This window comes from Pseudomonas lurida, from assembly GCF_002563895.1.
GTDB classification, from domain to species: domain Bacteria; phylum Pseudomonadota; class Gammaproteobacteria; order Pseudomonadales; family Pseudomonadaceae; genus Aquipseudomonas; species Aquipseudomonas lurida.
The window spans coordinates 652,002-667,007 of the sequence record NZ_PDJB01000001.1; the positions used below are offsets into that span (position 1 = coordinate 652,002).

A 15,006-nucleotide genomic window follows, 5' to 3' on the forward strand; every position below is an offset into this window, starting at 1 on the left:
GATTCACTCCTTGCTAGAAATGGCAGGTACTTTGAAAACATGACGCAAATAGGCGACGAAATTCGGGTCGGTGCAGTGGGTCTTGCCCGCTTCATCGGAGATCTTCGCGACGGGCTGGCCATTGCAGGCGGTCATTTTAAGCACGATGCTCATCGGCTCGACACCTGGAATGTCGCAGGTCAGGTTGGTGCCAATGCCAAAGCTCACGTTGATTCGACCACGCAACGCGCGGAATATTTGCAGGGCCTTGGGCAGCGACAGGCTGTCGGAGAACACCAGGGTCTTGCTCATGGGTTCGATGCCGAGCTTGTGGTAGTGGGCGATGGCTTTCTCCGCCCACTGCACCGGGTCCCCGGAGTCATGGCGCAGGCCGTCGAAGAGCTTGGCGAAATACAGGTCGAAATCACCCAGGAACGCGTCGGTGGTGATGCAGTCGGTCAGTGCAATACCCAGCAGGCCGCGATATTCGCGGACCCAGCAGTCCAGTGCGGCGATCTGGCTGTCGATCAGGCGCGGGCCAAGTTGTTGATGGGCCATGATCCATTCGTGGGCCATGGTGCCCAGCGGCTTCATATCGAACTCGCGGGCCAGGTGTACGTTGCTGGTGCCGACAAAGCGCCCGGGGAAGTCATGCTTGAGCACGCTGACCACTTCTTCCTGCACGCGGTACGAGAAGCGCCGACGCGTGCCGAAGTCGGCGACTTGCAGCTCGGCCAACTCGTCGCTGCTGGCGTTGGCGGTCAGCCAGTCGAACTTGCGGTACAGCTGCTCGCGGGCCTGCTCGAGGATCACGGTCTGGTAGCGGTAGCGGTTACGCACCTCGCTGACGATGGCCAGCATCGGCACTTCAAACAGGATCACATGCAACCACGGCCCGCGCAGGCGGATGAACAGCTCGCCGTTCTCGATGCCAGTCTGCACGTAGCGCAGGTTGAAGCGGAACAGCCCGAGGAAGCGCAGGAAGTCTGGCTTCATGAAGCTGATGCGTTCCAGGAAACCCAGTTGGTCCGGGCTCAGGCTCAGCTCGGCGAGGCGCTCGATCTGGTAGCGGATCTCAGCCAGGTACGGGCGCAGGTCTTCGCTGTTACGGCAACGAAACTCCCATTCAACTTCCACGTTGGGGTAGTTGTGCAGCACCGCCTGCATCATGGTCAGCTTGTAGAAGTCGGTGTCGAGCAAGTTCTGCACGATGCGATCGGCAAACACACTCTCGCTCATAACGGGAATCTCCAGACGGGTCGGCGATGGGCGCCGACCTTTACGCACAATTAAGGAAGGGGGCTAGTGGCGCATAGACCCGTGGGGTTTTGCCAGTGATTTTTTTGGAATGGCTGCAGACGCCGTCGCGGGCAAGCCTGGCACTCACAGGTGAATGCATTCCAAATGTGGGAGTTGGCTGGCCTGCGATGACGGTAGTGCAGTCAAAAAGCGCTAAACCTGTTCCATCATCCACTTCACGAAATCGCGCACCTTGGGCACCTCCGCCGAATGCTCCGGGTAAGCCAGGTAATACGCGTCCTGGCTGGGCATCGCATGCTTCCAGGGGATGACCAGCTTGCCGTCGGCCAGTTCTTCTTCCACCAGGAACCGTGGCAGCAGCGCCACGCCACAGCCCACTTGCGCGGCTCGGATGCACATATAGAAGGTGTCAAAGCGCGGCCCGTGATAGCTGTGCTCGGTGTGGAAGCCCTGGCTGGCAAACCAGTCGTGCCAGCCCTGGGGCCGCGAGGCGTTTTGCAGCAGCACCAGGTCGCTCAATTGTGTGGGGTCGGTGAACGGCTGCGCCGGCAGGCTTTCCGGCGCACAGACAGGGACGAGCTCTTCGCTGAACAATTTCAGGCTCTCGGTGCCGGGGCGTGAGCCCTGGCCGAAGTAGAAGGCCATGTCGGCCTTGCCTTGCAACAACTCGTCCGGCTCCTGCTCGTTGCACAGGTCCAGGTGGATCTGCGGGTGACGCAGGCGCCAGCCCTTGAGGCGCGGCACCAGCCAGCGCGCGCCGAAGGTGTAGGGCGTGGACACGCGCAGCACTTCGGTCTCGCCGCCGTAGGAGCGCAAGTAGTGGGTGGACATCTCCACCTGGGTGAGGATCTTGCGCACTTCCACCAGGTACAGGTCGCCCGCCGGGGTCATCTGCAAGCGACGGCGCACCCGGCGAAACAGCAGGTGTTGCAGCAGCTCTTCCAACTGCGCCACCTGTTTGCTCACCGCGCTTTGCGTGAGGTTCAGCTCCTCGGCGGCGCGGGTGAAGCTCAGGTGGCGGGTGGCGGCTTCGAAACACTGCAGGGCAGTGATCGAGGGCAAATGTCTTTTGTTCAGCACGGCACGCCTCTTTTTATTCTTTGCATGAATAAACGGAATGATATCTCGCCTAATCGTCGTTTGTTGGCAAGTCTTGGGCCAGCTACAAATAAGGTCTGGATCGCCGTGCGGGCCGCGGCGCAATTTTTCTGTCTGTAGATTGAAGGAGTGACCCATGGTTGCCGCATTGCTTGATCGTCTCGGGGTAGACCCGGCGCTGTACCAGTCGGGTAAACAGCCTGTGCATTCGCCGATTGATGGCAGCCGCATCGGCAGCGTGCACTGGGAAGGTGCCGCCGAGGTGGAGCAACAGGTCAGTCGCGCCGAGCATGCATTCGAGGCCTGGCGCAAGGTGCCGGCACCGCGCCGTGGCGAGCTGGTGCGTCAATTTGGCGATGTATTGCGCGAATACAAGGCTGACCTGGGCGAACTGGTGTCCTGGGAAGCCGGCAAGATCACCCAGGAAGGCCTGGGTGAAGTGCAGGAAATGATCGACATCTGCGACTTCGCCGTCGGCCTGTCGCGCCAGCTGTACGGTTTGACCATCGCTTCCGAGCGTCCGGGCCACCACATGCGTGAAACCTGGCACCCGCTGGGCGTGGTCGGCGTGATCAGCGCGTTCAATTTCCCGGTGGCGGTGTGGGCGTGGAACACCACGCTGGCGCTGGTGTGCGGCAACGCAGTGATCTGGAAACCGTCGGAAAAGACCCCGCTCACCGCCCTGGCCTGCCAGGCGTTGTTTGAGCGCGTACTGAAGAAGTTCGACGGCGCTCCCGAGTACCTGAGCCAGGTGATTATCGGCGGGCGTGATGCGGGTGCCGCGCTGGTGGATGACCCGCGCGTGGCCCTGATCAGTGCCACTGGCAGCACGCGCATGGGCCGCGAAGTGGCCCCTAAAGTCGCCGCGCGCTTTGCCCGCAGCATCCTTGAGCTGGGCGGCAATAACGCGATGATCCTCGGCCCAAGCGCCGACCTGGACATGGCCGTGCGCGCCATCCTGTTCAGCGCCGTCGGCACTGCCGGCCAGCGTTGCACTACGCTGCGCCGCCTGATCGCGCACGAATCGGTCAAGGAAGAAATCGTCACCCGCCTCAAGGCGGCCTATTCCAAAGTGCGCATCGGCCACCCCCTGGAAGGCAACCTGATTGGCCCGCTGATCGACAAGCACGGCTTCGAGAATATGCAGGATGCGCTGGAGCAAGCCTTGAGCGAAGGCGGCAAGGTGTTCGGCGGCAAGCGCCAGTTGGAAGACAAATTCCCCAACGCCTACTACGTATCGCCGGCGATCGTGGAAATGCCCGAGCAGAGCGACGTGGTATGCACCGAGACCTTTGCGCCGATTCTCTACGTGGTCGGCTACACCGATTTCGCCGAGGCCCTGCGCCTGAACAACGCCGTGCCGCAAGGGTTGTCGTCGTGCATCTTCACCACCGACGTACGTGAAGCCGAGCAGTTCATGTCGGCCGTGGGCAGCGACTGCGGCATCGCCAACGTCAACATCGGCCCGAGTGGCGCGGAAATCGGCGGTGCGTTTGGCGGTGAGAAAGAGACCGGCGGCGGGCGTGAATCGGGCTCGGATGCGTGGCGCGGGTACATGCGTCGCCAGACCAATACCGTGAACTACTCGCTGGAGTTGCCGCTGGCCCAGGGCATTACCTTCGACTGATCCCGCCCGTCGCAGCGCGGCCAATGTGGGAGCTGGCTTGCCTGCGATAGCATCACCGCGGTGTAAACGATGCACCGCGGTGCCTGCATCGCAGGCAAGCCAGCTCCCACGGTTGATTGGGCTTGCACGTCAAAACAATAGTTGTTTGTTAGGTTTCATCCCGGAGTCTGGCAATGGCACTACGTGAAACATGTTTGTGGGAACACCTCACCCCCGGCCGGCCGGAGCACGCTGCGCTCAAGGGCGAGGTCAAGGTCGATGTGTGTGTGATCGGCGCCGGGATCACCGGGCTGTCGGCGGCTGTTCATTTGCTGGAACAGGGTAAAAGCGTCGCCGTGCTGGAGGCTCACCGCACCGGCCATGGCGGTTCGGGCCGCAACGTCGGGCTGGTCAACGCCGGCATGTGGATCCCGCCGGACGAGATCGAAGCCGGTTTTGGCGAGGCAGTCGGCAGCCAGCTCAACCGCATGTTGGGCGCGGCGCCGTCGCTGGTGTTCAGCCTGGTCGACAAATACAACATCGATTGCCAATTGCGCCGCGAGGGCACCTTGCACATGGCGCACAATGCCCGTGGCGAGGCGGATTTGCGCAGTCGCGAAGAACAATGGAAGCGCCGTGGAGCGCCGGTGGAGTTGCTCACCGGCCTGGCTTGCGAGCAAGCCACCGGTACCAAAAAGATTGCGGCCGCCTTGCTGGACCGGCGTGCTGGCACACTGAACCCGATGGCCTACACCAGTGGTTTGGCCAACGCGGCAGTCGGTCTGGGCGGGCAGTTGTTCGACCATTCTCCCGTCACCCAGCTCGAGCGCCAAGGCTCGCACTGGTCGGTGCAAACCGCGCAGGGTTCAGTGCAGGCTGCACAGGTGGTGATCGCCTCCAACGCCTACACCGAAGGCGAGTGGACCGAACTGCGACGCAATTTTTTCCCTGGTTACTACTACCAGGTCGCGTCGGCCCCGCTGACGGACGAGGCTGCCAAACAGATCTTGCCCGGTGGCCAAGGCTCCTGGGACACACGCCAGGTTCTGAGCAGTATCCGCCGCGACGCCGATGGCCGCTTGTTGCTCGGCAGCCTGGGCAATGGCAACCAAAAACCGACATGGTTCCTCAAGGCGTGGGCCGATCGGGTGCAGCAACATTACTTCCCCTACCTCAAATCGGTGCAGTGGGAATTCACCTGGACCGGCTGTATCGCGTTCACGCCGGACCACTTGATGCGGCTGTTCGAGCCTGCCCCCGGGTTGGTGGCAGTCACGGGCTATAACGGCCGTGGTGTGACCACTGGCAGTGTGGTCGGCAAAGCGTTTGCCGACTACCTGTGTCACCAGAATGCCCAGGCGTTGCCGATTCCGTTTGCGCCCATGCAACCGTTGGCCGGGGTGGGCCTGCGCAGTTGCCTGTATGAAGCTGGCTTCTCGCTGTATCACGCAGGGCAATGCTTGCGGATCGTGATCTGATCAGCGAAATACCGCTCAGAACCCTGCATTTTCTTAGCAGGCTACTAATCTGTATTGGTGCAAGTTGTAGCAATCACGCACTGTAAATGTGCAGTTCCGTTACGCAGTCTGTTACAGGTTCAACAACTGTCGTTTATAGCGTTGGTTGCAGGTGCGACCTGCCAAGGTTGTACTTTTTGGGTTCATCGGTTGCACCTTCTGATGCTAGAGGGTTGCACGTCCTGGCGAATGGAGGCGAAACGCCTGCAATAACAATGACACCGTGTCTTTTTGAAGAATAAAAACGTAATGGCACGCGCCTTGCTCTGGGCTTTCAGTGAAAAGTTTGAACGCAAGTTGTCGTGCCAAAAATCAAAAATATCGGAGCACCACTCATGTCCCAGACGTTTTACAAGAAAGGTTTTCTGGCCCTCGCCGTTGCAGCGGCGCTGGGTGTTTCTGCGTTTGTTCAAGCTGATGTGAAGATTGGCGTAGCGGGGCCGATGACCGGTGCCAACGCCGCTTTCGGTGAGCAGTACATGAAGGGTGCCCAGGCGGCAGCCGATGTGATCAACAAGGCCGGCGGCATCAACGGCGAGAAAATCGTGCTGGTTGCCGGCGACGATGCCTGCGAACCCAAACAGGCCGTTGCCGTGGCCAACCGCCTGGCGGACCAGGACAAGGTGATCGGTGTGGTCGGTCACTTCTGTTCCTCCAACACCATCCCGGCGTCCGAGGTGTATGACGAAGCAGGCATCATCGCAATCACGCCAGGTTCCACCAACCCTCAAGTGACCGAGCGCGGCCTGGGCGCCATGTTCCGTATGTGCGGGCGTGACGACCAGCAAGGCATCGTGGCCGGCGACTACATCGTCGACGTACTCAAGGGCAAGAAAGTCGCCGTCATCAACGACAAGGACACCTACGGCAAAGGCCTGGCTGATGCCACCGCGGCCCAGTTGACCAAGCGCGGCGTCAAGCCGGTGCTGGAAGAAGGCCTGACCCGTGGCGAGAAAGACTTCAGCGCCCTGGTCACCAAGATCCGCTCCACCGGTGCCGACGTCGTTTACTTCGGCGGCCTGCACCCGGAAGCCGGCCCACTGGTTCGCCAGATCCGCGAAGCCGGCCTCAAGGACGTCAAGTTCATGTCCGATGACGGTGTGGTTACCGACGAACTGGTTGCCACGGCTGGCGGTGCGCAGTACGTCGATGGCGTGTACATGACCTTCGGCGCTGACCCGCGCCTGCTGCCAGACAGCAAGGCCGTGGTGGAAGAGTTCCGCAAGAACGGCACCGAGCCTGAAGGCTACACCCTGTACGCCTACGCTTCGGTCCAGGCCCTGGCCGCCGGCTTCAACGGTGCCAAGTCCAACAAAGGCGAAGACGCTGCCAAGTGGCTGAAGGCTCACCCGGTGAAAACCGTCATGGGCGAGAAAGCCTGGGACTCCAAGGGCGACCTGAAGATCTCCGACTACGTGGTTTACCAGTGGGATAAAGACGGCAAATACCACCAGCTGGAAAAGCAGAAGTAAGACTTAGCACCCCAAGACCTTGTGGGAGCAGGGCTTGTGTGGGAGCTGGCTTGCCTGCGATTGCATCACCTCCGTAGTGCTGAAGTACCGAGGCGTCTGCATCGCAGGCAAGTCAGCGCCCACCCAAGCCCGCTCTCACAGGGAAGTGGTGTCGTGATGAATATCTGTTTTTTCCTCCAGAAGCGCCGCACACCCACCGGTGTGCAGGTGCTCACCGCGTGAGATTGCGTTATGGATGGTATTTTCCTGCAGCAACTGGTCAACGGCCTGACCCTCGGGTCGGTCTATGGCCTGATCGCCATCGGCTACACAATGGTCTATGGCATCATTGGCATGATCAACTTCGCCCACGGCGAGGTTTATATGATTTCCGCTTACCTCGCGGCGATCAGTCTGGCACTGCTGGCTTACTTCGGCATCGAATCCTTCCCGCTGCTCATTCTCGGCACCTTGATCTTCACCGTGGTCGTCACTGGCGTGTACGGGTGGGTCATCGAGCGTGTTGCCTACAAACCGCTGCGCAACTCCACCCGCCTGGCACCGCTGATCAGCGCCATCGGGATCTCCCTGATCCTGCAGAACTACGCGCAGATCGCCCAGGGCGCCAAGCAACAAGGTATCCCCACCCTGCTGGCCGGGGCCTGGCGTGTCGACATCGGCACCGGGTTCGTCCAGCTCACGTATACCAAGGTCTTCATCCTGGTCGCCGCCTTCGCCGGCATGGCCCTGCTGACCTACGTGATCAAGTACACCAAGCTGGGCCGCATGTGCCGCGCGACCCAGCAAGACCGCAAGATGGCGTCGATCCTCGGTATCAACACCGACCGGGTGATCTCCTATGTGTTCGTCATCGGTGCCGCCATGGCTGCATTGGCCGGCGTGCTCATTACCCTCAACTACGGCACCTTCGACTTCTATGCCGGCTTCATCATCGGCATCAAGGCATTTACCGCAGCGGTACTCGGCGGCATCGGCTCCCTGCCTGGGGCGATGCTGGGCGGGATCATCCTCGGTATCTCCGAGTCGCTGTTCTCGGGGTTGATCAACTCTGACTACAAAGACGTGTTCAGTTTCTCCCTGCTGGTGGTGATTCTGATTTTCCGTCCCCAGGGCCTGCTTGGTCGCCCACTCGTGGCGAAGGTGTAAACATGTCTGCTGCCAAACCCATCGATATCAAGAAAAGTGTGGTCGATACGGTCCTCGCCGGGCTGATCTCCCTGATCGTGTTCGGTCCGATCGTCGGCGTTGTACTCGACGGCTACAGCTTCAACCTGGAACCGGCCCGCGTGGGCCTGCTGGTGGCCATCGTGATGGTCGGCCGCTTTGCCATGAGCCTGTTCCTGCAAACCCCCAAGGGCCTGAAGATCCTGCAGGGCTTCGAGAGCAGTGGCTCTGGTGTGCATGTGCTGGCACCGGACTACAAGTCGCGGCTGCGCTGGATCATCCCGGCGCTGATCGTGATCGCCATCGTGTTCCCGATCTTCGCCAACAAGTACCTGCTGACGGTGGTGATCCTCGGGCTGATCTACGTGCTGCTGGGCCTGGGCCTCAACATCGTGGTGGGCCTGGCCGGCTTGCTCGACCTCGGTTACGTGGCGTTCTACGCCATCGGCGCCTATGGCCTGGCACTGGGTTATCAATACCTCGGCCTGGGCTTCTGGACCGTGCTGCCCCTGGCGGCCATCGCCGCGGCCTTGGCGGGGTGCATACTCGGGTTCCCGGTGCTGCGAATGCACGGTGACTATTTGGCCATCGTGACGCTGGGCTTTGGTGAAATCATTCGCCTGGTGCTCAACAACTGGCTGTCGTTCACGGGCGGTCCGAATGGTATGCCGGTGCCATCGCCGACCTTCCTCGGCCTGGAGTTCGGCAAGCGCGCGAAGGATGGCGGGATTCCGTTCCATGAATTCTTCGGCATCGACTACAACCCCAACATCAAATTCCTGTTCATCTACATCGTGCTGTTCCTGGTGGTGCTGGCTGTGCTGTATATCAAGCACCGCCTGACCCGCATGCCGGTCGGCCGCGCCTGGGAAGCCCTGCGCGAAGATGAAATCGCCTGCCGTTCCATGGGCCTGAACCACGTGCTGGTCAAGCTTTCGGCGTTCACCATCGGTGCATCGACTGCCGGTTTGGCCGGTGTGTTCTTCGCCAGCTACCAGGGCTTCGTCAACCCGTCGTCGTTCACCTTCTTCGAGTCGGCGCTGATCCTGGCGATCGTGGTGTTGGGCGGCATGGGCTCGACGGTGGGCGTGGTGATCGCAGCCTTCGTATTGACCGTCGCGCCAGAATTGCTGCGCAGCTTCTCCGAATACCGCGTCCTGCTGTTTGGCGTGTTGATGGTGGTGATGATGATCTGGCGACCGCGCGGGCTGATCCGCATCAGCCGTACCGGTGTGACCCCACGTAAAGGAGTGGCGCCATGAGCAAGGAAGTCGTGCTCTCCGTGGAACACCTGATGATGCACTTCGGTGGCATCAAGGCCCTGAGCGATGTGAGCCTCAAGGTCGAACGCAACTCGATCTTCGCCCTGATCGGCCCCAACGGCGCCGGCAAGACCACGGTGTTCAACTGCCTGACCGGCTTCTACAAAGCCAGTGGCGGCAAGATCGAACTGAACATCCGTGGCCAGCAGACCAACGTGATCCAGCTGCTGGGTGAGCGCTTCAAGGCCACGGACTTCGTGTCGCCCAAAAGCTTTTTCAGCCGCGTGTACTACAAGATGTTCGGCGGCACCCACCTGGTCAACCGGGCCGGGTTGGCGCGGACTTTCCAGAACATTCGCCTGTTCAAGGAAATGTCGGTGCTGGAAAACCTGCTGGTTGCCCAGCACATGTGGGTCAACCGCAACATGCTGGCCGGCATCCTCAACACCAAGGGGTACCGCAAGGCCGAAAGCGATGCCCTCGACCACGCCTTCTACTGGCTGGAAGTGGTGGACCTGGTGGACTGCGCCAACCGCCTGGCCGGTGAACTCTCCTACGGCCAGCAACGCCGCCTGGAAATCGCCCGCGCCATGTGCACCCGGCCGCAGATCATCTGCCTGGACGAACCCGCTGCGGGCCTCAACCCGCAGGAAACCGAAGCCCTCAGCGCGATGATTCGCCTGTTGCGCGACGAACACGACCTGACGGTGGTGCTGATCGAACACGACATGGGCATGGTGATGAGTATTTCCGACCACATCGTGGTGCTGGACCACGGCAACGTGATCGCCGAGGGCGGGCCGGACGCGATCCGCAACGACCCGAAAGTGATTGCCGCCTACCTGGGCGCGGACGAAGAGGAGCTGGTATGAGTGCACCTATCCTCGAAATGAAGGACCTGGATGTGTTCTACGGCCCCATCCAGGCCTTGAAGAAAGTCTCGCTGCACATCAACGAAGGCGAAACCGTCAGCCTGATCGGCTCCAATGGCGCTGGTAAATCCACGTTGCTGATGTCGATCTTCGGCCAGCCACGGGCCGAGTCGGGGCAGATCATCTACAACGGCGTCGACATTACCCACAAGTCGTCGCACTACATCGCCTCCAACGGCATTGCGCAATCGCCGGAAGGGCGGCGGGTGTTCCCCGACATGACCGTCGAGGAAAATCTGCTGATGGGCACCATCCCGATTGGCGACAAGTTTGCCCAGGAAGATATGCAGCGCATGTTCGAGCTGTTCCCGCGGCTCAAGGAGCGCCGTAACCAGCGCGCCATGACCATGTCGGGTGGCGAGCAGCAAATGCTCGCCATCGCCCGCGCGCTGATGAGCCGGCCCAAGCTGTTGCTGTTGGACGAGCCGAGCCTGGGCCTGGCGCCGATCGTGGTGAAGCAGATCTTCTCGACCCTGCGCGAGCTGGCGTCTACCGGGATGACTATTTTCCTAGTCGAGCAGAACGCCAACCACGCGCTGCGCCTGTCGGACCGGGCGTATGTGATGGTCAACGGCGAGATTCGCCTGACGGGTACGGGTAAGGAGCTGCTGGTCAACGAGGAAGTGCGCAACGCCTACCTCGGCGGTCACTGATGTACAACGCAATGCAGGCCCTCCTATAGGTGCCTGCTTTATGTGGGAGCGGGCTTGCCTGCGGTGCAGACGCCTCGGTCGATCAGTTGGACCGAGGAGATGCCATCGCAGGCAAGCCCGCTCCCACCTGTGTTTTTGCACTGTCCACAAGGCCGATGCCAAATTGTGGAAAACAAATCCAGCCTGCCTCCAAAGCGCGACATATAGCCGCCGCAAATCCCTGTTTTGTCACAGTTTTGACTTGTCCCCATCCGCTGTGGAACCGGCTGTGGGTAACGTGGGAGTAGCTGGCTGAACGTCAATAAATACGTGGCCTGCAGCGTGATGAGTGTTTTTTGACTAGCGGGTTTTTGCGACCCGGCGGCGCCTTTTGTCAACCTGTTTAAAGACACAGGTATATGACCAAAATATGTCTCGCCAGCCTGTGGATAAGTCTGTGACTAAACTCTGGAAAGACGGCCGCAGAGGCCGGAATGACTGGCCTGGAGCCATCGTTCTGGTTTTCCGTTTGTCCTGGGGCCTACATACGCTTCAGCCAAGGTCAAGCAAAAAACTTTCTAAAACCGTCTGTAACCCTTGTGTATAAAGGCCTGGCGCAATTTGCACTTGCCCCCAAAGACTGTGGGCGCAACTGTGGATAACCTGCGCGCATATAGCTGCAAGCCACGGTGCATATGGCTTTGCTCGTAGTGGTTAATAAATGATCAGCTGTGTGGGGCGTTGCATGCTTAGCGGTTGCCGCCACCGCGGCGTAAGGGCATTCTGCTGGCTGATTTTTTTCCCCGATGCCCGCAAGGAGACCACCATGTCCAACACGCTGTTTATTACTGGCGCAACCTCAGGTTTTGGCGAGGCCTGCGCTCGTCGTTTTGCAGAAGCCGGCTGGAAACTGGTGCTCACCGGCCGTCGCGCCGACCGCCTGAATGCGCTGGTCGAAGCGCTTTCCCAGCAGACCGAGGTGCATGGCCTGGTCGTGGACGTGCGTGACCGCAAGGGTATGGAGGACGCCATCGCCAACCTGCCGCCATCGTTCGCCACGTTGCGCGGGCTGATCAACAACGCCGGCCTCGCCGTGGGCACCGACCCTGCGCCCAAGTGCAACCTCGACGATTGGGAAACCATGGTCGACACCAACATCAAGGGCCTGCTGACCACGACCAGCCTGCTGCTGCCGCGCTTGATCGCCCACGGCCGTGGCGCCGGCATCATCAACCTCGGCTCCATCGCCGGCAGCTACCCTTACCCGGGCAGCCACGTGTATGGCGGCTCCAAGGCGTTCGTGAAGCAGTTCTCGCTGAACCTGCGCTGCGACCTGCAAGGGACTGGCGTGCGCGTCACCAACATCGAACCAGGCCTGTGCGAGAGCGAGTTCTCGCTGGTGCGGTTCGGCGGTGACCAGGCGCGTTATGACGCGACTTACGCGGGGGCCGAGCCGATTCAGCCGCAGGACATCGCCGATACGATTTTCTGGGTGTTGAACACGCCGGCGCACGTCAACATCAACCGGTTGGAATTGATGCCGGTGAGCCAGACCTGGGCCGGGTTTGCGATCGAGCGTGGCGCCAAGGGCTGACACCGCGTTGCCTTCTTCGCGGGTAAGCCCGCTCCCACACTTGACCCTGTTACAGCCTGACAAAGGCGTCGAGTGTGGAAGCGAACCTGCTCGTGAAGGCGGCAAAATGGCCAAAAACAGGCCATAAGGTACACTCCCTCCCTGAAAACCCCTCCGCATTGTGCGGTTTAAAGGTTTTGACAGGAGGAAATGTGAGTAACCGAGGTGAGCAGGCACTGCTCAAACAATCGACCATCCTGATGTTCGCCGTGGCGATCGCCGGGATTGTCACGGGTGTGGTATCTGGCGCCCAATCCATTCTGTTCGACGGCTTTTTCTCGCTGATCGCCACCGCCATCAAGGTGTTGATGCTGATCACGGCCAAGCTGATCGCCAAGAAAAGCAACGAGCGCTTCCAGTTTGGCTACTGGCACCTGGAGCCCATGGTGCTGCTGATCGAAGGCAGTTTCCTGTTGCTGATCGCTATCTATGCGTTCCTCAATGGTGTGTTCGGCATTATCAATGGCGGGCGCGAGATCGAGTTGGGGCTGGTGATCATTTATGCGGCGGTGTTTACCGTCGTCGAGTTCGCCTATTTCTTCTATGTGCGCTACCGCAATCGCACGCTGAAATCATCGCTGATCCAGTTCGACAACATCAGCTGGCTGGTGGACGCGATGCTCTCCGTGGGCTTGCTCATCAGCTTTTTGGCGGCACTGTTGCTCAAGTCCCAGGGCTACGGCGAGTGGGCCGTGTACGTCGACCCGTTGATCCTGATCCTGCTGGCCCTGAGCATGCTGGCTCCGGCGTTCAAGATCCTGCGCCCGGCGTTGCGCGAGGTGCTGGGGATTGCGCCGGACCACCTGGACGACAAGGTGCGTGAAGTGATGGACGCGGCACAGGCCAGGCATGGATTCGACGATTATGTGTCCTACGTGCAAAAGCACGGGCGGGCGCGATTTATCGAGATTCATGTGGTGCTGCCGGCGAATTACCCGCTGGATAATGTCGCCACCCTCGACGGGCTGCGCGAAGAAATATCCACAGGGCTCGGCACCCCAGATGCGGCGCGCTGGTTGACGATCAGCTTTACCGGGGACCGCAAGTGGATTGCGTGAGGGCAGTTGCACCGAGGTGACGCTTTCGCGAGCAAGCCCGCTCCCACATTTAACCGTGTCCTGCCCTTGGAATGCGGGTCGAATGTAGCAGCGGGCTTGCGCGCGAAGAGGCCCTGAATGTCAGCCAAGATGCTGGGCGAGCCCCTGGTAACACGTCGCCAAATGGTACGGCGTGGTCGATGGCATATCCCGTCGACTCACCACGCCTTGGGCATCCAGGCATTCATTCCAGCCTTTTGCATGCAAGAAGTGCTGCTGCAGCGCCAGCAACTGGCGCTGCAGCACGGCTTCGCTGTCTGGCCGCAAGGTCAGTGCCCGCAGGTACTCGGCCTGGGCCCAGATTCGTTGGGTGCCGTCGCGCACGGTGCCATCCAGCGCCAGCATGCCACTGACGGCACCGCTGGTGTTATCCACACCCTTGAGCTCGGCGTAGGCGAAAGCCCGCGTCAGCGACGCATGCAGCGGCGTACCGCGCAGAACATCCGAGGACTCCAGCAAAAAGAACCACTCGAACTGGTGACCCGGCTCGAACCAGTTATCCACAGCCCCCAGCGGTTTTTCCATCATCACGCCGCTCTGGTGGTCAATGAAGCGCTGCTGCATGGCCTTCGCCAAGGCCAGCAGGGCCGCCTGTACCTGTGCGTCTTCACGCACGGCGAGGGTGGCGAGAAAACCTTCGGCCAAGTGCATCAATGGGTTTTGCAGCGGGCCGGAATTAAGCGATGACCAGTTGCGCTCCAGTACTGCTTCATACAGACCGTCGCCCGTGGCGAACCGCTTGGCGACCACTTCCAGTGCCGCATTGAGCACCGACTCCACCAGCGGCTCATGCACCTTGGCCCAGTAGTGGGCACAGGCGAAGATGATGAACGCGTGGGTGTAGAGGTCTTTGCGTGTGTCCAGCGGCTGGCCGGCCGGGTCGATGCTGTAGAACCAGCCACCATGCTCTGCGTCGTGGAAGTGCCGTTGCAGGGAGCGGAACAATGCCGCAGCGCGTTCTTCGGCAAACGCTGCACCGGGCTCGCCGATCAGGCTTGCGAACAGGTACAGCTGCCGGGCGCAGGCCATGGCGCGGTAGCGTTGTGGGGGCAGCGGTTGGTGATCGGCGTCCAGCGCCTCATAGGGCAATGCCAGGTCGGCATTCCAGCCTGGGCCCTGCCAGAGTGGCACGATCAGGCTGTTGAAGTGCGTGAGCACGGTGTTGAAGGCGGGTTGGGAAGCGCTGGGCATTGGCTGGCGTCGTCACGGCAGGGGTGTAGGCGCGCATGGTATCAGGCTTGAGGTGGGTGGTGGCTTTGAGTCCGCCATCGCGGGCAAGCCCGGCTCCCACATTTTTGACGGGCAAACCCGATGAAATGTGGGAGCTGGCTTGCCTGCGATGAGGCCTTACACG

General features: G+C 60.8%; 12 protein-coding genes. 9 read left to right on the forward strand and 3 right to left on the reverse strand.

Features of this window, described 5'->3' with window-relative positions; all coding sequences use genetic code 11:
* Positions 1-3: 3 nt before the first annotated feature.
* Positions 4-1,218, reverse strand: a complete 1,215-nt coding sequence (pncB, locus tag ATH90_RS02850) for a nicotinate phosphoribosyltransferase (protein WP_034105666.1) — start codon at positions 1,216-1,218, stop codon at positions 4-6.
* A 213-nt stretch (positions 1,219-1,431) separates the two neighbouring features.
* Positions 1,432-2,319, reverse strand: a complete 888-nt coding sequence (locus ATH90_RS02855) for a LysR family transcriptional regulator (RefSeq protein ID WP_098465667.1) — start codon at positions 2,317-2,319, stop codon at positions 1,432-1,434.
* Between the two features lie 154 nt (positions 2,320-2,473).
* Between ATH90_RS02855 and amaB the strand changes: the two genes are divergently transcribed.
* From amaB to ATH90_RS02900, 9 genes are all read left to right on the forward strand, one after another.
* Entirely contained in the window at positions 2,474-3,964 is a 1,491-nt protein-coding gene (gene amaB, locus ATH90_RS02860; RefSeq protein ID WP_069021513.1) for an L-piperidine-6-carboxylate dehydrogenase, read from the forward strand.
* 173 nt (positions 3,965-4,137) lie between these two features.
* Positions 4,138-5,421 (forward strand): L-pipecolate oxidase, encoded by a 1,284-nt coding sequence (gene amaA, locus ATH90_RS02865; protein ID WP_034105662.1) that lies wholly within the window; start codon positions 4,138-4,140, stop codon positions 5,419-5,421.
* Between the two features lie 374 nt (positions 5,422-5,795).
* Positions 5,796-6,932, forward strand: coding sequence for a branched-chain amino acid ABC transporter substrate-binding protein (locus ATH90_RS02870; protein WP_025857342.1), 1,137 nt, complete (start codon positions 5,796-5,798; stop codon positions 6,930-6,932).
* 231 nt (positions 6,933-7,163) lie between these two features.
* Entirely contained in the window at positions 7,164-8,078 is a 915-nt protein-coding gene (locus ATH90_RS02875) for an ABC transporter permease subunit (RefSeq protein ID WP_034105661.1), read from the forward strand.
* A gap of 2 nt (positions 8,079-8,080) precedes the next feature.
* Positions 8,081-9,358: a high-affinity branched-chain amino acid ABC transporter permease LivM gene (gene livM / locus ATH90_RS02880; protein WP_025857341.1), complete on the forward strand. Its 1,278-nt coding sequence runs from the start codon at positions 8,081-8,083 to the stop codon at positions 9,356-9,358.
* Positions 9,355-10,230 carry an ABC transporter ATP-binding protein gene (locus ATH90_RS02885; RefSeq protein ID WP_034105658.1) on the forward strand — a complete coding sequence of 292 codons (876 nt, stop codon included), beginning with the start codon at positions 9,355-9,357 and terminating at the stop codon, positions 10,228-10,230. Before livM ends, ATH90_RS02885 begins: the two co-directional genes overlap by 4 nt.
* Positions 10,227-10,943 (forward strand): ABC transporter ATP-binding protein, encoded by a 717-nt coding sequence (locus tag ATH90_RS02890; protein WP_025857339.1) that lies wholly within the window; start codon positions 10,227-10,229, stop codon positions 10,941-10,943. Before ATH90_RS02885 ends, ATH90_RS02890 begins: the two co-directional genes overlap by 4 nt.
* Before the next feature lie 805 nt (positions 10,944-11,748).
* Positions 11,749-12,516 (forward strand): SDR family oxidoreductase, encoded by a 768-nt coding sequence (locus ATH90_RS02895; RefSeq protein WP_034105656.1) that lies wholly within the window; start codon positions 11,749-11,751, stop codon positions 12,514-12,516.
* Between the two features lie 191 nt (positions 12,517-12,707).
* On the forward strand, positions 12,708-13,613 hold the full coding sequence (locus tag ATH90_RS02900) for a cation diffusion facilitator family transporter (protein WP_034105654.1): 906 nt from the start codon (positions 12,708-12,710) through the stop codon (positions 13,611-13,613).
* A gap of 120 nt (positions 13,614-13,733) precedes the next feature.
* Here ATH90_RS02900 and ATH90_RS02905 read toward each other — a convergent pair whose 3' ends face one another.
* On the reverse strand, positions 13,734-14,843 hold the full coding sequence (locus ATH90_RS02905; RefSeq protein WP_069021505.1) for an AGE family epimerase/isomerase: 1,110 nt from the start codon (positions 14,841-14,843) through the stop codon (positions 13,734-13,736).
* Positions 14,844-15,006 lie beyond the last annotated feature (163 nt).